Consider the following 21,589-nt stretch of genomic DNA (forward strand, 5'->3'; position numbering starts at 1 on the left):
CCTTCTTAGCCGTTGCTCGCAAAAGTCAGTGTTGTCCTAATAGACCGGCGGCGAGATCACCCAGATCACGACCGCTGGTTCTTCTCCTGGGTTCTTCCACCGGAACGGCTTGCCGCCGAACCGGAAACTGTCGCCTTCGGCAAGGTGATGCCACGCGCCATCGATCTCGATGTCGAAGTGGCCGGACACAACATAGCCTGCTTCCTCGGTCGGCCGGTTGGCGGGCGTCTTCAGCTCCGCTCCCGGCGCGAATTCCGAGCGCAGCATCTCGAAGCTGCCGCCAAGGTCTGGCGAGAGAAGCTCTTCGACCAGGCCGGTATCGCTTGTGCCGAGCGAGCGGCGCTGGCCGGCGCGCACGACCACGCCGCGCTCGGCCTCGTCCTGCACGTCATGGCCAAAGAAGAGGCTGAGCGAGACGCCGAACAATTCGGCAAAGGCGCGCAGATCGGTGATCGAGGGCGTGGAAAGCCCGCGCTCGACCTGGCTCAGCCAGCCCACGGAGCGGCCGAGCGACTGCGCCACTTCCGAAAGCGTCAGCCCGCGCGTCTTGCGCAGCGCACGCAGATCCCGCGCCAGAAGCGCGTTTGCGCTGCCTTCTGGTGGGATTTCGGGCGCTGCGTGGCGGGCTTTTTGGGCCGGCATGAAAATTCCTCCGTATTTTTCACCAGATGACAGTTTCGTGAAAAATTCAAGGGGAATTTCACGATATGAAGCTATTGCTTGCGATAGTTGGGAGGCTGGTGCAAATGCTGGTGAAACCGGGGGTGATCGGGGGATGATCCGGTTGCCACGGTATCGAGAAGGGACAGGTCATGCTGGCACGCGGATCCGAGATCAACATGGACGATGTCACGCGCATCGTCGACGAAGCGATCGAGTCGCGCCGCTCGGTGCGTGCCTTCCTGCCTACGCCGGTGGACGACGAGACCGTTCGCGAAATCCTCGAGGTTGCCGCGCGCGCGCCTTCGGGCACCAACATGCAGCCCTGGAAGGTCTACGTCACCAAGGGCGAGACCAAGCAGCGCATTAGCGACGCTATCCTGAATTCCGGCATCCGCGCTGAAAAGGCGGTGTGGGACGAGTACAAATACTACCCCGACCAGTTCTTCGAGCCTTACCTGGCGCGCCGCCGCGCAAACGGTTTTGGCCTCTACACCGCGCTCGGTATCGGCCGGCGCGAAGTGGAGCGCATGCGCGCCCAGCACGACCGCAACTTCATCTTCTTCGACGCGCCGGTGGGGATGATCTTCACCATCGACCGCAGGCTCAACCAGGGCTCGTGGATCGACTACGGCATGTTCTTGCAGAACATCATGATCGCCGCGCGGGCGAGGGGGCTGCACACCTGCCCGCAGGCGGCGTTTGCGCCCTATCACCAGCAGATCAGGCCGGTTCTGGACATTCCGGATGAGGAAATCGTCGTCTGCGGCATGGCGCTTGGCCATGAGGACACGACCAAGCCCGAAAGCACGTTCCGCACCGACCGTGCCCCGCAGGAAGAGTGGGTTACGTTCTGGAAATAGGTCTGCTCAGCGCGGCTTTCCGATATAGGCGCAGCATTCGAGTTCCACCTGCGCGCCGAGCGCCAGGCCGTTCGCGCCGAATGCCGAGCGCGCCGGCAGGCGGTCAGGGTCGAAATAGCTGACATAGACCTTGTTGAACTCGGCCCATTTCGACATGTCGGCCAGCATCACGGTGCATTTGAACACATCGGCGAAGCCGAGGCCGTTTTCCTTCAGCACCGCGCCGATGTTCTCCATCGTCTGGCGCGCTTCCGCTTCCATCCCGCCCGGAGCAAGTTCCAGCGTTCCGGGGCGGCTACCGAGCACGCCCGACAGATAGAGGACGTCGCCAACGCGCACCGCCTGGCTGAACGGCAGCCCGATTGCTTTGGCCTCAGGTGAATTGATGAATTCCATCATTTTCTTCTTTCTCGCGATGGTTGCCGGCGTCAGGGACTACCGCACCTCGTAGCCCACCTCAGCCGATGCGTGGCAGAGCGCCGTCCAGAAACTGCGCGCGAAGGAGCGGAAGACGTAGAGGTCGAACTGCGTCGGGGCCGTGCGCTGGACTTGCGCGAAGATGTCGTGATGCACCGTCGAGCGGCCGGCGCCGACCGGGAAGGCGGCTTGCGAAAAATCGATGGCGAAGAATTTTGCCAGCACCCATTCCGCCTTTGGGCCGGCGATGCGGATCGCCGTGCGGCCGTGCGACAGGTCGGTGACGGTGCCGACGGAAACATCGACTTCCTTGGCAAAAGCTTCGGACAACCCTTCCTTCTCGTCGACGACGAGGAACTTTCCGGGCGCGAAGCCGAAGGCTGTCTTGGCGTCGCCCGGCGCGCCGCCGCCCGCGCCATCCGGCAGCTTCAGGCCCGCCACCTTCTTGATGGCGGCAATGATGGCCTTTTCCTCGCCGGGCCAGGCCGCCAGCTGGACGATGGAGCCGGGCATCGTCTCGGACAGATAGACGCCGACGCCGCCCGAAAAATCGCCGTGCGAGCCGGGTTTCCACACGGGCTTCAGCGGGGATTCCTGCTCAACCATGCATGCGGCTCCCTTCCGGGTCATAGAAATGGTGGCTGACGATCTCGACCGGGCCAAAACGACTGCGCAGAGGATCGGAGACGAAGGCGCGGGTGCCGCGGCGGCTCTTGCCGTCCTTGACCAGCGCCAGCGCGATATATTTGCCGAGCGTCGGCGAATAGCACATTGCCGTGACATGGCCGATCGAGTCGCGCGGGCCGTCTTCGTGCAGCTCTTCTACGATATGCGCGCCGCCGTTCACCGGACGGTTGTCGAGCGGGACGATGCCGACGAGCTGCAGCCGGCCTTCGCCGGCAAGCCCTTCGCGGTCCATCATGGCCGAGCCGACGAAGGGTTTTTTCTTCGACAGCATCCAGTCCAGATGCAGGTCGCGCGCGGTGGTGCGGCCGTCGATCTCCGCGCCGGTGACATGGCCCTTCTCGATGCGCATGGTGCCGAGCGCCTCGAGGCCGTAGGGCACGATGCCGAAGGCCTTGCCAGCCTTCATTAGCGCTTCCCACACATGGATGCCGTGGCCGGCGCCGCAATAAACTTCGTAGGCCATTTCGCCCGAGAAGGAGAGCCGGCAAATCATCACCGGCGCGCTGTCGATCTCGCCATAGACGATGCCCATGAAGGGCAGCGTTTCGTTGTCCACCTTCGTGCCGGTCACGCAGGCCGCCAGCACGTCGCGCGACTTCGGACCGGCGATTGCAGCACCCGCCCACTGGTCGGTCACGGAGGTGAGTTGCACCTTGAGTTCCGGCCACACCACATCGAGCAGATATTCGAGATGCTGCATCACCTTGCCGGCATTGGCCGTGGTGGTGGTCATCAGGAAATCATGCTGGCCCAGCCGCCAGGTCGTGCCGTCGTCGAGGACGAGGCCGTCCTCGCGCAGCATCAGGCCATAGCGGGCCTTCCCGACCGCCAGTGTGGAGAACATGTTGGTGTAGACGCGGTCGAGGAATTCGCCCGCATCCGGACCCTGCACGGCGATCTTGCCGAGCGTGGAGACGTCGACGAGCCCGACGCCCTCGCGCGTGGTTTTCGTCTCGCGCACATAAGCCTGCTCCACCGTCTCGCCCGGCAGAGCGTAGATCATCGGCCGGTGCCAGAGGCCGGCGCCATACATGGTTGCGCCGTTTTCGAGGTGCCAGTCGTGCATGGGCGTCAACCGGTCGGGCCGGATGTCGCCGTAGCGTTCGGCTGCCAGCGAACCCACCGAAACGGGCGCGAAGGGCGGCCGGAAACGCGTGGTCCCGACTTCCGGAATCTGCTTGCCGAGCGCGTCGGCCATGATGGCAAGGCCCGGCACGTTGGAGTTTTTGCCCTGATCGGTCGCCATGCCGAGCGTGGTGTAGCGCTTCAGGTGCTCGACGGAGACAAAACCTTCCTGACGGGCAAGGCGCACGTCGTCGGCCGTCACGTCATGCTGGTGGTCGACGAAGGCCTTGCCCCTGGCCTTGATTTCCAGGACGGGGGCCGGCTTCGGGTCCAGATCGTCGTCATCGACCGCCGGCAGTTCGATATCGGTGGCCGGAGCGCCCGCCGCCTTCAAGCCTGCGGCATGGCCCTCGGCCAAGGTTTTGGCGGTGGCGAAGCTGCCGTTGAAGCTGCCTGCGCCGACCCAGTTCTGCGTCGCCTGCGGCGGCATGAAGGCCTGCAACTCGTCGCTCCAGGCCGGATTGAGGCCAGCCTGACTGGCGAGATGGATCGTCGGCGACCAGCCGCCGGACATCAGCAGTGAATCGGCCGGAATATTGCGCGGATCGTCCGATAGCACGCCGGTCCGGTCATCGAAGCGCTGCACCTTGATGCCGGTAAGCTGCTTGCCGCCTTCGGTGCCGATCACCGCATGACCGGTCAAATGCGCGCCACCGACCTTGCCGGCGATCTCGCGGGCGGCAGGAGAGATCTTTTCGCGCACGTCGACAATCGCCGCGATCTCGCCGCCGGCCTTTTTCAGGGCCAGGGCTGCGCGATAGGCGCTGTCATTGTTGGTGAAGATCGCGACCTTGCGGCCCGGCAGTACGCCATACTGGTTGACGTAGCGCTCGGTGGCACTGGCCAGCATGATGCCCGGCCGATCGTTGCCGGGGAACACAAGCGGCCGCTCCAGCGCGCCGGTGGCCAGCACGACGGCTCCGGTGCGGATCGTCCACTGGCGGTGGCGCGGCTCGCCCTTGGCGGGCGCCAGCTTGTGGTCAGCCACGCGCTCAAGTGCTGCCAGCGTGTTGCTGTCGTAATAGCCCCAGACCGTGGTGCGCGGCAGCACGCGGACATTTTCGCGGCCCTTAAGTTCGCGCACCATTTCCGCGGCCCAGTCAGCGGCAGCCATGCCGTCGATGGTCTCGTCCGACCAGTTGGCCGAGCCGCCCGGATTGGCGTCGAGATCGGCCAGGATGACGCGGACGCCCTTGTCGGCGGCGGCCTTCGCCGCCATCAGCCCGGCGGGGCCTGCGCCCACCACCAGCACGTCGCAGAAGGCGTTCATGCGCTCGTAGCGCGACGGATCGCGCTCGGTGCCGGCGCGGCCGAGGCCGGCGGCGCGGCGAATGAAGTGTTCGCAGAACATCCAGAAGCGAGTACCCTTCAGCGGACCGATCACCGGTCCCATGAAGGTCTTGTAATAGAAGCCCGCGCCCAGCAGCTTGCCGCCCAGCTGGTTGATCGCGCCGACATCATAGTCGAGCGAGGGAAACCGGTTCTGGCTTTCGACGACCAGCCCGTCATAGATCTCCAGCATCGTGGCCGGAATGTTGGGCTCGCGCACGGCGCCGCTCAGTACGGTCACCAGCGCGTTCGGCTCCTCCACGCCCGCCGTCAGCACACCGCGCGGCCGGTGGTATTTGAACGAGCGGCCGAAGAGCGTGACGCCATTGGCCAGCAGCGCCGAGGCCAGTGTGTCGCCGGCGTGGCCGGTGTAGGGCCGACCGTCGAAGGTGAAGCGGATTGTGCGCAGACGGTCGATTCGTCCGCCGGATACGGCGCGGCGCGGGCTCATGCCTGGGCTCCCGTCTTGCGGTGGCCGTCCGACTTGCGATGCCCGGCGTCGCGCGCGAAGCCGACGCTGGAGATTACATGCGTCAGCGTGTTGCGCGTCACCTTGAGATGCGCGCGGCAGCCGCCGGAGTGCTGCCAGAATTCATGATGCTCGCCGCGCGGGTTCAGCCGGTCATAGACATAGGCGTTCCATGCCTCCTGGTCGGTCGAGGCGGGATCGGGGCGCGTGCGGTTGCCGTCGCCCTGATAGGTGTATTCGGAGACGTCGCGCGGGCCGCAATAGGGGCAGGTGATCAGCATCGGTGTATCCGCTCAGTGCAGGCGAGGGGTCGAACCCTGGCCCTTGTCGTCGATGATGGCGCCGCGGTGGAAGCGGTCGAGCGTGAAGGGCGCGTTGATCGGGTGCGGCTCGTCCTTGGCGATGGTGTAGGCAAAGCACCAGCCGGAGGCAGGCGTTGCCTTGAAGCCGCCGTAGCACCAGCCGCAGTTCAGATACATGCCGGGCAGGGGGCCGGTGGTGATGATCGGCGAGCCGTCCATCGACATGTCGCAGAGGCCGCCCCACGAACGCAGCACGCGCACGCGGGCGAGGCTGGGGAAGAGCGCCAGCATCTCGCTGTTCACTTCCTCGACGATGGGCAGGTTGCCGCGCTGGGCGTAGCTGTTATAGCCGTCGAGGTCGCCGCCATAGATCAGGCCGCCCTTGTCGGACTGGCCGACATAGAAGTGGCCCATGCCGAAGGTCACGACCGTATCGAGGAACGGCTTGAGCGACTCCGACACAAAGGCCTGCAGAACGTGGCTTTCGATCGGCAGTCTGTCGATGCCTGCCATGTTCATGACGTGGCCAGTGGAGCCGGCGACGGCAACGGCCACCTTCTTCGCGCGGATTTCGCCACGCGTGGTGGTGACGCCGACCACTTGGTCTCCATCCTTGATGAAGCCGGTAACTTCGCAGTTCTCCAGAATGTCGACGCCGCGCCGGTCGGCGCCCCGCGCATAGCCCCAGGCCACTGCGTCGTGGCGGGCGGTGCCCGCGCGCCATTGCATCAGGCCGCCGATGATCGGGAAGCGGGCCGAGCCCGATGCGTCGATGCCGGGCATCAGCCGCTCGATCTCGGTCGGCGTCATCAGCACGGAGTCGGCGCCCGAATGGATGATGGCGTTGCCACGACGAGCATAGTCGTCGAGCTGGGCAGGGGTGTGCGCGAGGTTCAGCACGCCGCGCTGCGAGAACATGACGTTGTAGTTGAGGTCGTGGGAGAGGTTCTCCCACATCTTCATCGAATGCTCGTAAAGGCGGATGTTTTCCGGCAGGAGATAGTTGGAGCGCACGGCGGTGGTGTTGCGCCCGACATTGCCGGAACCGAGATAGCCCTTCTCCAGCACCGCGACATTGGTGATGCCGTGTTCCTTGGCGAGATAGTAGGCCGTCGAGAGCCCATGCCCGCCGCCGCCGATCACGATCACGTCGTAGGAGGGTTTGGGCTCCGGCTTGCGCCAGGCAGGCTTCCAGTCGCGATTTCCAGAGAACGCGTTCTTTAGAAGCGAGAAGACCGAATATTCCGCCATTATTCCATGTCATCCGGTTTGGTGGATGACGCAACCTATCGCGCAGGCGCCTCGGCCAGCGCGAGGAAAGCGCCATTACCTTTCGTATGGCCGACTTCGTGGGCGATCAAGCAGCTTGCCCCGTTGTCCCGCCGTCTTTATCACTGTGCCTCGTTCGGAAACCGGTAGTTGAAGCCTTTGAATCGCCACGCCAGTCTCGCCTTGCGGCACATCTTCGTCATGCTCTTCCTGCTTGTTCTTGCCGGTGGGGGCGTGTCTGTCGTTGCTCATGCGCAGGAGACTGCCGCGCCGGCAGAGTCGACTGCGCCGGCCACGGAGGCTCAGCCGGCCGCGCCAGACCAATCCGCCGAGCCGCCGGCACAGGCTGCCCCCAAGGCCGCGCCCGTTGCCAGCGTGATGACCGAGCAGCGCGAGAAGATCGAGGGGCTTACCAAGCAGGTCGACGACATCTCGAAGAAGGTCGACCAGGCCAGCAAGGACGATGCCGGGCTCGTGGCGCTTCGCGGGCAGCTGGAAGCCGTGGACAAGTCGCTGCTCGACAGCGGCATCGCATTCCGTCCGCGCCTTGCCGAGATCAATTCGCGCGTTACCCAGCTCGGTAACCCGCCAGCCGACGGCCAGCCGCCGGAACCCGAAATGGTGGCCAACGAGCGGCATGCGCTCAACACCGAAAAGGCTGAGATCAACGTTCTCCTAGGCAAGGCCGAGGATCTTTCGGTGCGCGTCAACGGCATGGTCAACAAGATCACTGTGCTGCGCCGCAGCCTGTTCACCAACATGCTGACCAAGCGCTACGAGCTCGCCAACGCGTTCACCGGCGAGGTCGGGCATGCGGTCAATTACGAGATCTCCCGCCTCTACAATTCGGTTTCGTCCTGGCTGCGCTTCGTCGTCCAGTTCAAGTTCCGCGCCGTGCTTGCGGCGACCTTCTTTGCGCTGCTTGTCGCTGCCGTCATGCAGTTCGGCGGGCGGCGGATTTTCGGGCGCCTGATAAATCGCGATCCGTCGCTGGAGGATCCATCCTATCTCAGCCGCCTGTCGGTGGCCTTCTGGTCGACGCTGCTGCCGACGCTGGCGATGGGCGTGCTCCTCTCCGGCACGGTCACGCTCTACACCTATTTCAACGTGCTGCGCGGTGATATCGGCGTTCTGCTGAGCGGCTTCTTCACGGTGCTGTTCGTCAGCTTCTTCGTCAATTGCCTGAGCCGGGCCGTGCTGTCGCCGGACATGCCGAACTGGCGCCTGATCTCGATCGAGTCGCGTGCCGCGCAGCTGCTGGTCTGGCTGATGACGCTCACCGCCTTCGTGGTCGGTCTCGACGCCTTCATGGGCGTGGTCAGCGACACTTTGAGCTCGCCGCTTTCGGTCACAATCGTGAAGAGCCTCGTGGCCGCGCTGCTGGTGGGCGTGCTCCTGGTGCTGATCGGCTCCGTCAAGCCTTTCGTGGATGAGAAGGGCACTCCGCGCCCCTGGCCGACAACGCTGCGCTATCTCCTCTATCTGATCGGCTTGGTCACGATCGTTTCGGCGCTGCTCGGCTATGTCAGCTTTGCCCAGTTCGTCTCGCAGCAGATCGTCATTACCGGCGCGCTGCTGGCGACCGCCTATATCGGTTTTCTGGCGGCAAGCGCCATTTCGGACGAGGGCGCGTTTGCCGATACCTCGGTCGGCCGCTGGCTGAAGACCAAACATAATCTCGAGGACACGACGCTCGATCAGCTCGGCCTTGTCTCCAATGTGCTGATCCACATCCTGATCGTCATCGTCTTCCTGCCCTTCATCCTGTTCCAGTGGGGGTTCCAGCCGGGCGACCTCCTGGTATGGCTCAACAAGCTGGCGACCGGCTTCAAGATCGGCGCCTTCTCGTTTTCGCCGCTGGCGATCGTCACCGGCGTCGTCGTCTTCGTGCTCGGCTATTTCATCACCCGCTGGTTCCAGGGCTGGCTCGACGGCTCGGTGATGGCGCGCGGCAAGGTTGACGCCGGCGTGCGCAATTCGATCCGGACCGTCATCGGCTATGCCGGCATCGCGCTGGCGGGGCTGATCGGAATCTCCTCGGCAGGCATCGATCTGTCCAACCTTGCGCTGGTTGCTGGTGGTCTCTCGCTCGGTATCGGTTTCGGCTTGCAGAATGTGGTGTCGAATTTCGTCTCCGGCCTGATCCTGTTGGCCGAGCGTCCATTCAAGGCGGGCGACTGGATCGTGGCGGGACAAGTTTCCGGCACGGTGAAGAAGATCAGCGTGCGCGCCACCGAGATCGAGACCTTCCAGCGCCAGACCGTGATCCTGCCCAACTCGGAGCTGATCAACGGCGCTGTCGGCAACTGGACGCACCGCAACAAGCTGGGCCGTGTCGAGATACCGGTGGGCGTCGCCCATGGTTCGGACGTCAAGCGCGTGCACGAGATCCTGCTCGACATCGCCCGCAGCCATCACATGGTCCTCAAGAACCCGGAACCCTTCGTGCTTTTCGCCGCCTTCGGCGAATCCGCACTGAATTTCGAAGTCCGGGTGTTTTTGGCCGACATCGGCAACGGCTCGATCGTGCAGAACGACATCCGTTTCGCCATCGTCGAGGCCTTCGACAAGGAAAACATCGAGATACCGGCGCCGCGGCGCGACATCGTCGTCAAGGCGCCGTCCTCGCCAAAGACATGGTCGATCGACGACGAGAAGGCGGAAGCCGAATATTTCGAGCTTTTGAGCGCACGCGCCAGGGCGGCTCAGCAGCCGGCGCCGCGCCGCCGCAGCAAGAAACCTGATCCAGCGTGACCGAATTGTGGCCTGAACGTGTCATTCAGTTGCCGTTCAGGTTGGAATACCTATAAAGTCACTGCAAGGGTGAAAACATCTTGCGAAACGCAACAGGGGCGGTGGCAACACCGGGATTGCAATGAAGACACTCATTCTGGCCTCCATCGCTTGTCTCGGCGCAGCCGGAGGGGCCTTTGCAGCGAGTGCCGTCAACAAGGATGCGCAGCCCCGCACGTTGATCGTGACCGAAGGCGGCAGCAAGTCGGAGCTGGCGATCGGCCCAGGCGAGACGATCGAATTCTGCTCGAGCGGCTGTTTTGTCACCCTGCCCAATGGCGACCGCGAAGCGCTGACCGGCAACGAAGCCATAGAGATTTCGGGCGGCGCTGCCCGCTTCAGGTAACCGAAAAACCAGAGACTGTTTTGGGGCCGGGCAAATTGTCCGGCCTTTTGCGTTTCCGGTGGAAACCACGCTTTCGGTAGGGACCGGGACCGATTTCCGGCGAGCGTTCTTGTGGCTGGTCGCTCGGCTTTTTTGGAATGTCGCAAACAGGCTGCAATCTGGTGGCCGCATAGCCCTATAGTCCGCCCGCAGTACCACTTTGGAGTCGCGGTCAATGGCAGGGTTTCCGGAAAAAGCGAAGGTCGTCATCATCGGTCTGGGCGGCATTGTCGGCGCGTCCGTCGCGCACCACCTGGTCGAGCGCGGCTGGGACGACATCGTTGGCATCGACAAGTCCGGCATCCCGACCGATATCGGCTCGACGGCGCATGCCTCCGACTTCTGCTACATGACCAGCCATGACTTCCTGTCGTGCTGGACGTCGCTCTACTCCATCGATTTCTACGAGAAGATGGGCCACTACGCCCGCATCGGCGGGCTCGAAGTGGCCCGTACCGGCCACGACACCTGGATGGAGGAGATCAAGCGCAAAGTCTCGTCCGGCAGGGCCTTCGGCACGCGCGCTCACCTCGTCACGCCCGAGGAGATCAAGGAAAAGTTCCCGCTGATCGAGCAGGACAAGGTCATGGGCGGCATGTTCGACCCCGACGCCGGCCTTGTCATTCCGCGCTCGCAGACGGTCGCCGGCAAGCTGGTCGATGCCGCCGAGAAGTCCGGCAAGCTTCAGGCCTTCGCCAATACGCCCGCCCAGTCCCTGATCGTCGAAAACGGCCGCATCAAGGGTGTCGTCACCCATCGCGGCACGATCATGGCTGATCATGTCGTCGTCTGCACCGGCCTGTGGGGCCGTCTGATCGCCGAAATGGTCGGCGAGGACCTGCCCGTGATGCCGGTCGATCACCCGCTGACCTTCTTTGGCCCGTACAATGAGTTCGAAGGCACCGGCAAGGAAATCGGCTTCCCGCTGCTGCGCGACCAGGGCAACTCGGCCTATATGCGCGACACCGGCGACCCGAAGACCACTGAAGGCGGCCAGATCGAGTGGGGCTACTACGAGACCGACAATCCGCGCCTCTGCCATCCTCGCGAGCTGCTCGAGAAGGATCAGGCCCGTCTGTCGCCCTCGCAGCGCGATCTCGACATGGAGCAGATCATCGAGCCGCTGGAGCGCGCGATCGAGCTGACGCCGATCCTGGGCGAACTCGGCTACAACGAAAGCCATTCCTTCAATGGCCTGCTGCAGGTCTCGGCCGGAGGCGGCGCTTCCTGCGGCGAGAGCCAGAAGGTGAGGGGCCTGTGGTACTGTGTCGGCATCTGGGTCAAGGATGGCCCGGGATATGGCAAGCTGATCGCCGACTGGATGACCGACGGCCGCACCGAAATCGATCACAACAGCATCGACTATGCGCGCTTCTATCCGCACCAGCTGAAGGAAGACTTCATCGAGGGCCGCACGCGCGAAGCCGCGCAGAAGATCTACTATCCGGCCGTGCATTCGCGTGAGCCTTACGCGACCGGCCGCAACGTCAAGCGCTCGCCCTTCTATGAGCGCGAGGTAGAGCTTGGCGGCTACTTCATGGAACTGGGCGGCTGGGAGCGCGCTCACGGCTATGCCGCCAACGAGCATCTGCTCGAAAAATACGGCGACCGGGTGCCGGTGCGCCAGAACGAGTGGGACAACCGCCACTTCTGGCGGGTTTCCAATGCCGAGCATCTCGCCATGAGCGAGGATTGCGGCATCGTCAATCTCTCGCACTTCCACATGGTCGATATCGAAGGGCCGGACCATGTCGAGTTGCTCGAGTGGCTTTGCGCGGCCAAGGTCGGCGGTGACGGCAATATCGGCAAGGGCATCTACACCCACTTCCTTGACGACGAGGGCATGGTGCGCGCCGACTTCACGGTCTTCCGCATGGCCGACCGCTGCCGCCTCGTGAACGGCGCCGACGCGGGCCCGCGTGACTTCCACTACATGAAGCGTGTTGCCGAGGACCGCGGCCTCGACGTCACCATCACCGACGTTTCGGAGAAGTTCATCACTGTCGGCATCTGGGGCCCGAACGCACGCGAGACGCTCAAGAAAGTCGTTGCCGACCCGGCAGGGCTCGATCCGGAAAACTTCCCCTTCGCCGCGATCAAGCCGATCGAGATCGCTGGCAAGACGGTCACCGCCTTCCGCATCTCCTATGTCGGCGAGCAGGGCTGGGAACTGCACATGCGCTATGAAGACGGCCTGGCCGTCTGGGACGCGCTGCGCTCCACCGGCGTCATGGCCTTTGGCGTCGAGACCTACGCCAATTCGCGCCGCATGGAAAAGAGCCTGCGTCTGCAGAACGCCGACCTGCTGACGCAGTACAACCTGATCGAAGCCGACCTTGCCCGCCCGAAGGTCAAGGAAGCGGATTTCCGCGGCAAGGCAAAGCATCTGGAGTACAAGGCGCGCGCCCATCAGCCGGCAATGCTCTGCACGCTCGTCCTGACCGACACCACCGACGCCAAGGGTGTCGCCCGCTATCCGGTGGGCTCCATGCCCGTCGTCGATCCCGAGACCGGCGAGGTGCTGGTGGACGAACTCGGCCGTCGCTCATACACGACGTCCGTCGCCTTCGGTCCGACCATCGGCAAGAACATCGCGCTCGCCTATCTCCCCTGGGCCTATGCCCAGGAGGGCCGCAAGCTGAACGTCGAATATTTCACCGAGACCTTCCCGGCAGAGGTCGTGGGCGTCGGCTACAAGCCGCTCTACGACCCGGAGAACCTGAAGCCGCGCAGCTGATCGCCGTCTTCATGCAATGTTTCAAAGTAAAGGCCCGGATTTTCCGGGCCTTTCTTTTTGCCGATGGCTTGGCTAGCCTTCATTCATGTCTCGACTCGCACGTTTCAGGCATGTCCTTTCAGGCGTCGTTGCGACGGCGCTGAGCTTCTTCTTTGTCTCTCAAAGTCATGCCGCCGAAGCGGTCGATGCCCAGCTTGTGCTGGCGGTCGACGTGTCGCTTTCGATGTCTCCGGCCGAACTCCAGAAACAGCGGCTGGGCTACGCTGCGGCGTTTACCGGGGATCGCGTCATCGAGGCGATAGCAGCCGGCAAACATCACAGGATTGCGGTCACCTATTTCGAGTGGTCGGGTGCGACGCTGCAGCGTATCGTCGTGCCCTGGATGGTGGTCTCCACGCGCGCCGATGCCGAATTATTTGCCAGCCAACTAGCGGCTATCCCGCCTGCGGGTGGGGGGCAAACGTCGATCTCCGGCGCGCTGGAATTCGCCTCCGGCCTGTTCCGCAAGAGCCCCTATCGTTCGTCGAGGAAGATCATCGACATTTCCGGCGATGGGCCCAACGATCACGGCGGCCCCGTGAACCATGCGCGTGATGCGGCAGTGCGCCGAGGCATCGTCATCAATGGCCTACCGATGATGATTCGCCCCGGCCGCCCGGTCAATCACCGCTACGAGATGGCGGATCTCGACCAGTACTACGCCCGCTGCGTCATCGGCGGGACGGGATCCTTCATGATGCCGGTCAATTCCTGGTCGCAGTTTCCCACGGTTCTGCAGCGCAAGCTCGTACTCGAACTAACCGAGCGGACGTCTGGAGTGTGGCGCACGGAAGCGGGTAGCAACGGGCTGCCGGTGGTGCCCGCCGCGGGCGCGGTCCGGGCGCCTTTTGACTGCCTGATCGGCGAAAGGCTCTGGCTCGAACGGCCCTGGAAACCCTGGGACCACTTGAACGTCTGGAACCCCTGGGTGTGGGGACCCCACTAAGGCTCCAAAGGCATGCTGCCTCGGCCGATATGCCGAGGCGACAAAGATGCGGCGAGATCTGTCCGATCAGGCGGCGATCAACTGTTTGCGGTCGACGCGTTCTTGTTGCGGCGAGCGGGCATAGAGCTCGCGATAGCATTTCGAGAAATGCGAGGCCGAGACGAAGCCGCAGGCCACCGCCACTTCCACCACCGGCATGGACGACTGGATCAGCAAGTGCCGGGCGCGGTCGAGCCGGATTTCGAGATAGTAGCGCGCTGGCGAGCGGCCCATCTCGGTGCGGAACAGGCGCTCGATCTGGCGGCGCGACAGACCGACATGGTCGGCGATCTCGATCAGTGACAGCGGCTCGGAAAGGTTCGCCTCCATCAGCTCGATGATGGTCAGCACCTTCGAATTCTGCACGCCCAGGCGCGCGCGAAGCGGCAGGCGCTGGCGGTCGGTGGGGCTGCGCACGCGGTCGGTCAGCACCTGCTCGCAGATGCGGTTGACGAGATTGTCGTCGAAATCCTCGCCGATCAGCTTCAGCATCATGTCGAGCGCGGCGGTGCCGCCGGCGCAGGTGTAGATGTTCTGGTCGACTTCGAAGAGGTCGGCAAACACATTGGCCTTGGGGAAGGCTTCCTGGAAGCCGGGCAGGTTTTCCCAATGGATGGCGCAGCGCTTGTTGGACAGCAGGCCGGCGGAGGCCAGCACATAGGCGCCGGTGCACAGGCCGCCGATGGCCACGCCGCGATTATATTCCTCGCGCAGCCAGGCGAAGACCGACTTGTTCTGGTACTTTTCGACATTCATGCCGGTGCACACCACAGCCATCGAGGGACGGTCGGGCCCGGCCATCTTCTTGCGCTCATCCTCGAGCGAGGTGTTGACTGCACATTCCACGCCATTGGAGGCTTTTACCGGCTTGCCGTCGAAGCTCGCCAGCCGCCAGCGATAGGCCTCATAGCCGAGCATGCGATTAGCGATGCGCAACGGATCGAGCGCCGTCGCGAAGGCGACCATGGTGAAATCGGGTACCAGGAAGAAGACAATCGATCTTTTGATCGGATGTTTTACGACGTTCAATGAGGCCTCACGCAAACCCAAAATAACGCGAACAACCATGTCGCGATCAGAAAAGCGTCATCAGGAAAAACTTTTCCTGTCAATGGGGTGGAATGATGGCCAAAAGCTAAATCTGCGACATGCCGCGAAGGCGGTAGCGCGCCTGTCTGTGCCGCTTGCAAGAACGATGGACTGCGCAACGAAAAACCGCGCGGCCCGGTTGGGCTTACGCGGTCTCAACGTTCAGCCCGAATGAGATCGGGCAGGATGCAATCTGCAGTGTTTAGCGGACGAGGAAGCCGAGGCGGGCACCGGCGATCGCACCGGCCTGGCCGGGCATCGTCTTGTTCAGGCGCTGGCGCTCAAGTGCGGTCGTCAGGTTGATCTCGCGGCGTCTGCCTTCGAAAAACCGGGAAAAGAACTTCATGACACATCTCCATGCAGTCGGGTTACACGGGGTGCCTTCGCTTGATGGGTCGGGGCAACTCGTTAGATTGCGTTGGTATAGATGCTTTGTGGCGTAAGTTAAGCGGGGAAAGCGAAGTACTTGGATTGGAATGCGACATGGTCAACAACGCATTTACGACCAAATCGGAATAAATCCGTTTTATTTCAATGCCTTGCCCTCTAATTCGCCTGCCATGTGCCTGGCTCATATGTGTCCTGCGCGCGACGCATGGCTGGACTGCTTTACTTGGGGCGGACCGCAATCCGAAGAAAAAGTCCGCCGGACAACTGGGCAGAAGTCCGGCGGAGATGGTCTTGGGAGTGCATTTTTACTTGTTCTCCGCCTGTGGGCGGAAGTCCTGAACGGCAGGCCAGCCGATATCCTTCTGGATCTCGACGGGCAGTGCGCGCACCGAGCGCTCGGTCAGGTAACGGGTGCGGGCCCTGGAATACTGAGCGGCCATGCGGCCGATCCTCTCAAGGATAAACATGGTGTTCTCCTTTCGGTTGTAGCGGAAAAACCCCCTCGTTCCGGCATCGGTCTGCCGGTGTCAGTAGTTCTCCGTCACTTTCTCTTGACGATGTTGACTATCTGCCTGTTCTCATGTTCAATCAATCGAAATGAACTGATTTCTCAGATCAGAAAAATTGAAAGGCTGTAGCCATGTCGGCCCCCCTCAATCATCCCTTGCCGGTGCTTGATCTCGATGTGCTGCGCACTTTCGTTGCCATCGCCGAAACGGGCAGTTTCACCACGGCCGCGAATGCGGTGTTCCGCACGCCATCGGCAGTGTCGATGCAGATCAAGAAGCTGGAGGACGTGCTCGGCCGCACCGTGTTCTCGCGCGATGCGCGGTCGGTGACGCTGACCACCGATGGCGAGATGCTGCTGGGCTATGCCCGCCGCATGCTGGCCATCAACCGCGAGGCGGTGTCGAAATTCATCGTGCCAGACATCACGGGCGTGGTGCGGCTCGGCTCGCCGGACGATTATGGCGAGCGCATCCTGCCGTATGTGCTGAAGCGCTTTGCGCAGTCGCATCCGTCGATCGCCGTCGACGTCACAATCGACCAGAGCAAGAACCTCTGGCGACGCATGGACGACCGCACACTCGACATCACGCTCGTCACCAATTCCTACAAGATCAGCATGGATGGCGCCGAGACGCTGATGACCGAGCCCATCGTCTGGGCTGGCGCCAAGGGTGGCTGCGCGCATCTGCGCGAGCCCTTGCCTGTGTCGCTGTGGGAAGAGGGCTGCGCCTGGCGCGCCGGGGCGCTCGATGCGCTCGCCCGCGAAGGGCGCAACTACCGCATCGCCTATATGAGCGCGCATACGGCGGGCCAGCGAGCGGCGATCCTCGCCGATCTCGCAGTGGCGCCGCTGCCGCGCTCCTTCATCGGCCCGGAGCTGATCGAACTCGGCGCCAAGGACGGCATGCCCGACATCGGCGTCTACAGCCTGGCTATGGTGGTGACGCCCGAAGCCAACGCGCCGGTGAGGTCGGTCGCCGACCATATCCGTGCGACGTTCGACGTGTTTCGCGAAACGGGTCGGTTTATCTGACGGTCGCTCATCACCCCTGCAGATAAGCCACGATCCGGTCGCGGGCGCGGCGGCCTTCGGGCATGTCAACCAGCGGCCAGACATGGAACATGTCGGGCTCCAGCACCAGGTCGACATCGACACCGACCTCGCGGGCCCTTTCCGCAAAAATGATGTTGTCGGGGGTCAGCATGTCGCGCGTGCCGGTCAGAAGCAGCGTCTTCGGCAACACGCTGAGGTCGCCATAGAGCGGGCTGATCCGCCAGTCGCCGCGATCGAGCCCGGGTGCGTAGAGCCGAATAGCTTCCAGCCCGCCGGGAATATCCAGCCATGGGTCCTGCGCGGCCATCTGCCTGACAACCTCGTTGCGAAGCGTCAGGTCGAGGCCGGGTGAGATGAGTACGTGCCGGGCCGGTGCCGGAATGCCTTCCAGCGCGCCCATCATCGTCATCACCACCGCCATGTTGCCACCGGCGGAATCACCCATGAAAACGATGTTTTCGGCCGCCGATTCACGCAGCATGGCGCGGTAGACGTCCAGCACCATGTCGAACATTGCATGGATGTCGTGTTCGGGCGCAATGGGGTAGATCGGCACGGTCACGCGCATGCCAAGGCGCTCGGCCATCTCGGCTGCCAGAAACCAATGGTAGCTGGTGATCTCGAAGCAGAAGGCGCCGCCGTGCAGGTAAAGGATCCGGCGGGCGCCAGCACTGTGCGGCATCACCTCATAGACGGGAAAGCCGTGCACCATTCCCTGCCTGATCGTCAGGCGACGGGCCAGCTTGAGCGGCGGCTCATGGCTCTGGCTGCGCCGTGAAGAGGCGATCCAGCGCTTCAGGTTCTCCGGACTGGTGAAGGCTCTCTTGCGGCTGTGCTTGATGATGAGGGCGACAAGGCGGCTATGGAGACTGGACATGCAAGGAGCTCCCGGACCTCCGGCTGTTTCGCGTCGCCTCCCTGCCTTGAATTTGTGCGCGTCCCGGCCTTCGTCAAGGCCGGGACCTGGAGCATTTTGCAGCCAAGCGGAATCGCTTGGCGTCGCACAAATGCGGCTAAAACAATGAGATAGAGCGGCGCAAGGGCATCCGTCAGGATGACCGCCGCTCTAGCCCTGATTTGCTAGATCAGCGTCAGCCCCGGCGTCTTGCCGCGCGTTCCTCGCGCGAACGCCGGCGCGGCGCGCCGTCGCCGCCTCCGGCGGCCTCGTCCGAAAGCATTTTGCGCGGCGGCAGCTTCACCTGTTCGGCCAGTTTCGTGAACGGGTCGACCTTGTTGGGCAGCGCCATGGCGTCGATGAACAGCTGCTGGAAATGCGGCTCTAGCGCGGTTTCGATCTTCTCGATGCGGCCGACTTCCTTCTCGATCTCGCGGCGGTGGTCGCGATTGAGCAGCGCCATCAGAGCGCCGGTGCCCGCGGCGTTGCCCACAGCCTTCACCTCGGCGAGGTCGCAGTCGGGGATGAGGCCGAGCACCATGGCGTATTTCGGATCGATGAAGGAGCCGAAGGCGCCGGCGAAACGGATCGTGTCGACCGTTTCAACGCCCTGCTTTTCCATCAGCAGCTTGACGCCCGCATAGAGCGCGGCCTTGGCAAGCTGGATGGCGCGCACGTCGTTCTGCGTCACCGTGATGCGCGGTTCGCCGTCGCGCAGCAGATAGGAGAAGGTGCGGCCGTTCTGGATGATGCGCGGCGAGCGCTCGGCCAGCGAGCCGTCGACCACGCCATCTTCGGAAATCACGCCAGAGAGATACATCTCCGCCACCACCTCGATGATGGCCGAGCCGCAGATCCCGGTAACGCCGGTGGCCTTCGCGTCTTCCTCAAAGCCTTCCTCGTCGGACCATTTGTCGACGCCGATGACGCGGTATTTCGGCTCCAGCGTTTCGGGATCGATGCGCACGCGCTCGATGGCGCCGGGGGCGGCGCGCTGGCCCGACGAGATTTCCGCGCCCTCGAAGGCCGGGCCGGTGGGCGAGGAGGCGGCCACGACACGATCCTTGTTGCCAAGCACGATTTCGGCGTTGGTGCCGACATCGACCAAGAGCATCATCTTGTCCTGGCGATAGGGGCCTTCCGACAGCGTCGCGCCGGCAGCGTCGGCGCCGACATGGCCGGCGATGCAGGGCAGCAGATAGACGCGGCCGCCACGATTGACGTCGATGTCGATCTCATGCGCCCAGTACTGCAGCGCGCCCGAAACTGCGAGCGCGAACGGCGCCTGTCCGAGCTCGGTCGGGTCGATGCCGAGGAACAGATGGTGCATGATCGGGTTGGCGACGAACACCATGTCGAGGATGTCGTGGCGGTCGACACCGCCTTCCTCGCAGACCTTGCCGATCAGCGTATTGACGGCTTCGCGGACGGCCTTGGTCATGGCCTCGCGACCGTCCGGATTCATCATCACGTAGGACACGCGGCTCATCAGATCCTCGCCGAAGCGGATCTGCGGGTTGGACGTGCCCGAGGAGGCGACGATGCGGCCCGACAGCAGCGACACCAGATGCATGGCAATCGTGGTCGAGCCGATGTCGCAGGCGATGCCGTAGGCCTCGTTCTTCAGGTCGGGCCACAGGCCGATGATGAAGGGCCGCGACGAATCCATGTCGCGGTGGATGGCGGCGGTGACGCCCCAATTGCCCTTGCGCAAAATGCCCTGAACTTCGGGGATCAGGTGCGGGACGATCAGCAGGTCCTTCCAGCCCCAGTCCTTTTCCAGAACAGCCTTGAGGCGGTCGAGGTCGCCCAGCGGCTTGTGCATGTCGGGCTGTTCGACTTCGACATAGCAAAGCTGGATCGCCGGGTTGCGCTCGATATGGCGGTCGACGGCAGCCTTGCGAACCACCTGCGCATTGATGACGGTGTCCTGCGGTACGTCTACGACGAGATCACCCAGGATCTGCGCCGAGCAGGAGAGGCGGCGGCCTTCTGGCAGGCCGCGGACGCGCTCATAGCGCTCTTCCTTAGGCCCCTTGGCCGAGATGTGGTCGTTGGACGAGACGATCTTGTGCTTGGCAAAATTGCCTTCCTGCACCTCGATCTGGCAGCGGCCGCAGGTGGCGCGCCCGCCGCACACGCTTTCGACATAGACGCCGAGTTGGCGTGCGGCATCGAGCACCGGCGTGCCCACGGGGAAGCGCCCGCGCTTGCCCGACGGCATGAACAGGACCAACGGATCGGTGATGTTGGCGGGAGAGTTCATCTCAGGCACTCCTTGCGGCCGCGCTCGTTCCTGCCTGGTTCCGGCAGGTTGCCGCATTGGCGGCCGTCGTCATCAGTAGCGCAGCAATTATCTTGCGAAACGGGTCAAGGCCCGCCCAAAGGGCAGGCCAGGATCTATGCGATAGAATGTAAGGCTTTCCGCGGGACTTCTGGAAAATTCCGTCACCAACGCCCCCGGCTGGAAGCCGTTGTCCTGCCGTCCGGCCAAATGCGCCGGACGGAACTGACTGGGCGTTATGCGACACGACAGTCTCCGGTCGAAATTACCCGCGCGCCATGCGTGCTTCGCGGCCACCGCGACGACGACCGCCATTGTTGGCGGCGCCGTCGGCCGGCGAGGTTACCGCGACCGGGGCAGGCGCTGCGTGCTCACCCGGCTTGTAGTCCTTATAGGTCTTGATCCAGGTCGTGCAGTGCTCGTCGGTGCCGTTCAGCACATTGGCGCCGCGAACCGCTTCCATCTCCTGCGGGCGGCAGGGGTTCATGATCGCCGAGGTCATGCCGGCGCCGATCACCATCGGGATGAAGGAAGCATTGATGCCATGGCGGTGCGGCAGGCCGAACGAGATATTCGAGAGGCCGCAAGTGGTGTTGACCTTCAGTTCCTCGCGCAGGCGGCGCAGCAGCGCAAACACCTGGCGGCCAGCGTCGCCCAGCGCGCCGATCGGCATCACCAGCGGGTCGACGACGACGTCATGCGCGGGAATGCCGTGGTCGGCGCAGCGCTCGACGATCTTCTTGGCGACGGCAAAGCGCACGTTGGGGTCCATGGAGATGCCGGTTTCGTCGTTGGAGATGGCGACGACGGGCACGTTGTATTTCTTGACCAGCGGCAGAATGGCTTCGAGCTTCTCTTCCTCGCCGGTCACGGAGTTGACCAGCGGGCGGCCCTTGGCGACCTTGAGCGCGGCTTCGATGGCAGCAGTCACCGAGCTGTCGATCGACAGCGGCAGGTCGACCAGGCCCTGCACGATCTCCAGCGTCTGCACCAGCAGCGCCGGCTCGGTTGCGTTGGGATCGACGGCGGTGACACCGGCATTGACGTCAAGCATCGTGGCGCCGGCGGCAGCCTGCTCGAGCGCGTCCTTGATCACCGTCTCGAAATTGCCGGCCACCATCTCGGCGGCGAGCTTCTTGCGGCCGGTCGGGTTGATGCGCTCGCCGATCACGCAGAAGGGCTGGTCGAAGCCGATAACGATTTCCTTGGTCGCCGAGGCGACGATGGTGCGGGTCATGAAGCTCTCCGTTTGGATATAAAGATTTCTTTATATCGTTGATTGTTCTGTTTCAAATGCGGCGGGCAGG

General features: G+C 63.4%; 18 protein-coding genes. 6 read left to right on the forward strand and 12 right to left on the reverse strand.

Annotated features, from left to right (window positions below; genetic code table 11):
• Window positions 1-36 precede the first annotated feature (36 nt).
• On the reverse strand, window positions 37-642 hold the full coding sequence (locus tag M2281_RS16070; protein WP_280822178.1) for a helix-turn-helix domain-containing protein: 606 nt from the start codon (window positions 640-642) through the stop codon (window positions 37-39).
• 170 nt (window positions 643-812) lie between these two features.
• On the opposite strand from M2281_RS16070, the gene M2281_RS16075 reads away from it, so the two are divergent.
• Window positions 813-1,523 carry a nitroreductase gene (locus M2281_RS16075; RefSeq protein ID WP_280822179.1) on the forward strand — a complete coding sequence of 237 codons (711 nt, stop codon included), beginning with the start codon at window positions 813-815 and terminating at the stop codon, window positions 1,521-1,523.
• Between the two features lie 6 nt (window positions 1,524-1,529).
• Here M2281_RS16075 and M2281_RS16080 read toward each other — a convergent pair whose 3' ends face one another.
• Genes M2281_RS16080 through M2281_RS16100 form a run of 5 tightly spaced genes read right to left on the reverse strand, consistent with a single transcriptional unit; the run spans window position 1,530 to window position 7,103 of the window.
• Window positions 1,530-1,922, reverse strand: a complete 393-nt coding sequence (locus M2281_RS16080; protein WP_280822180.1) for a RidA family protein — start codon at window positions 1,920-1,922, stop codon at window positions 1,530-1,532.
• Window positions 1,923-1,958: 36 nt separating this feature from the next.
• Window positions 1,959-2,546 carry a sarcosine oxidase subunit gamma gene (locus tag M2281_RS16085; RefSeq protein ID WP_280822182.1) on the reverse strand — a complete coding sequence of 196 codons (588 nt, stop codon included), beginning with the start codon at window positions 2,544-2,546 and terminating at the stop codon, window positions 1,959-1,961.
• On the reverse strand, window positions 2,539-5,532 hold the full coding sequence (locus tag M2281_RS16090; protein WP_280822183.1) for a sarcosine oxidase subunit alpha family protein: 2,994 nt from the start codon (window positions 5,530-5,532) through the stop codon (window positions 2,539-2,541). The genes M2281_RS16085 and M2281_RS16090 overlap by 8 nt, the downstream gene beginning before the upstream one ends.
• Window positions 5,529-5,831 carry a sarcosine oxidase subunit delta family protein gene (locus M2281_RS16095; RefSeq protein ID WP_280822184.1) on the reverse strand — a complete coding sequence of 101 codons (303 nt, stop codon included), beginning with the start codon at window positions 5,829-5,831 and terminating at the stop codon, window positions 5,529-5,531. The genes M2281_RS16090 and M2281_RS16095 overlap by 4 nt, the downstream gene beginning before the upstream one ends.
• A gap of 12 nt (window positions 5,832-5,843) precedes the next feature.
• Entirely contained in the window at window positions 5,844-7,103 is a 1,260-nt protein-coding gene (locus tag M2281_RS16100) for a sarcosine oxidase subunit beta family protein (RefSeq protein ID WP_280822185.1), read from the reverse strand.
• A gap of 168 nt (window positions 7,104-7,271) precedes the next feature.
• Between M2281_RS16100 and M2281_RS16105 the strand changes: the two genes are divergently transcribed.
• From M2281_RS16105 to M2281_RS16120, 4 genes are all read left to right on the forward strand, one after another.
• A complete protein-coding gene (locus tag M2281_RS16105; protein ID WP_425537740.1) occupies window positions 7,272-9,875 on the forward strand; it encodes a mechanosensitive ion channel domain-containing protein in 2,604 nt (867 codons plus the stop codon).
• A 121-nt stretch (window positions 9,876-9,996) separates the two neighbouring features.
• Window positions 9,997-10,260, forward strand: coding sequence for a hypothetical protein (locus tag M2281_RS16110; RefSeq protein ID WP_280822186.1), 264 nt, complete (start codon window positions 9,997-9,999; stop codon window positions 10,258-10,260).
• Window positions 10,261-10,474: 214 nt separating this feature from the next.
• On the forward strand, window positions 10,475-13,036 hold the full coding sequence (locus M2281_RS16115; protein ID WP_280822187.1) for a GcvT family protein: 2,562 nt from the start codon (window positions 10,475-10,477) through the stop codon (window positions 13,034-13,036).
• Between the two features lie 85 nt (window positions 13,037-13,121).
• Complete coding sequence (locus M2281_RS16120; RefSeq protein WP_280822188.1) at window positions 13,122-14,021, forward strand: DUF1194 domain-containing protein; 900 nt, start codon at window positions 13,122-13,124, stop codon at window positions 14,019-14,021.
• Between the two features lie 66 nt (window positions 14,022-14,087).
• Here the strand turns inward: M2281_RS16120 and M2281_RS16125 are convergent, their stop codons facing one another.
• The 3 genes from M2281_RS16125 to M2281_RS16135 form a co-directional block, all read right to left on the reverse strand.
• A complete protein-coding gene (locus M2281_RS16125; protein WP_425537746.1) occupies window positions 14,088-15,026 on the reverse strand; it encodes a GlxA family transcriptional regulator in 939 nt (312 codons plus the stop codon).
• A 325-nt stretch (window positions 15,027-15,351) separates the two neighbouring features.
• Window positions 15,352-15,495 carry a hypothetical protein gene (locus tag M2281_RS16130; RefSeq protein WP_280822190.1) on the reverse strand — a complete coding sequence of 48 codons (144 nt, stop codon included), beginning with the start codon at window positions 15,493-15,495 and terminating at the stop codon, window positions 15,352-15,354.
• Between the two features lie 349 nt (window positions 15,496-15,844).
• Window positions 15,845-16,006: a hypothetical protein gene (locus M2281_RS16135; protein ID WP_280822191.1), complete on the reverse strand. Its 162-nt coding sequence runs from the start codon at window positions 16,004-16,006 to the stop codon at window positions 15,845-15,847.
• Between the two features lie 173 nt (window positions 16,007-16,179).
• Here M2281_RS16135 and M2281_RS16140 point away from each other — a divergent pair, with 173 nt between their 5' ends.
• Complete coding sequence (locus M2281_RS16140) at window positions 16,180-17,082, forward strand: LysR substrate-binding domain-containing protein (protein ID WP_280822192.1); 903 nt, start codon at window positions 16,180-16,182, stop codon at window positions 17,080-17,082.
• 10 nt (window positions 17,083-17,092) lie between these two features.
• Here M2281_RS16140 and M2281_RS16145 read toward each other — a convergent pair whose 3' ends face one another.
• From M2281_RS16145 to M2281_RS16155, 3 genes are all read right to left on the reverse strand, one after another.
• Window positions 17,093-17,980 (reverse strand): alpha/beta hydrolase, encoded by an 888-nt coding sequence (locus tag M2281_RS16145; protein ID WP_280822193.1) that lies wholly within the window; start codon window positions 17,978-17,980, stop codon window positions 17,093-17,095.
• 214 nt (window positions 17,981-18,194) lie between these two features.
• A complete protein-coding gene (locus M2281_RS16150) occupies window positions 18,195-20,264 on the reverse strand; it encodes an ASKHA domain-containing protein (protein WP_280822194.1) in 2,070 nt (689 codons plus the stop codon).
• Window positions 20,265-20,547: 283 nt separating this feature from the next.
• Window positions 20,548-21,519, reverse strand: coding sequence for a methyltetrahydrofolate cobalamin methyltransferase (locus M2281_RS16155; RefSeq protein WP_280822195.1), 972 nt, complete (start codon window positions 21,517-21,519; stop codon window positions 20,548-20,550).
• Window positions 21,520-21,589 lie beyond the last annotated feature (70 nt).

This window comes from Pseudaminobacter soli (ex Li et al. 2025) (genome assembly GCF_029892515.1).
GTDB classification, from domain to species: domain Bacteria; phylum Pseudomonadota; class Alphaproteobacteria; order Rhizobiales; family Rhizobiaceae; genus Pseudaminobacter; species Pseudaminobacter soli_A.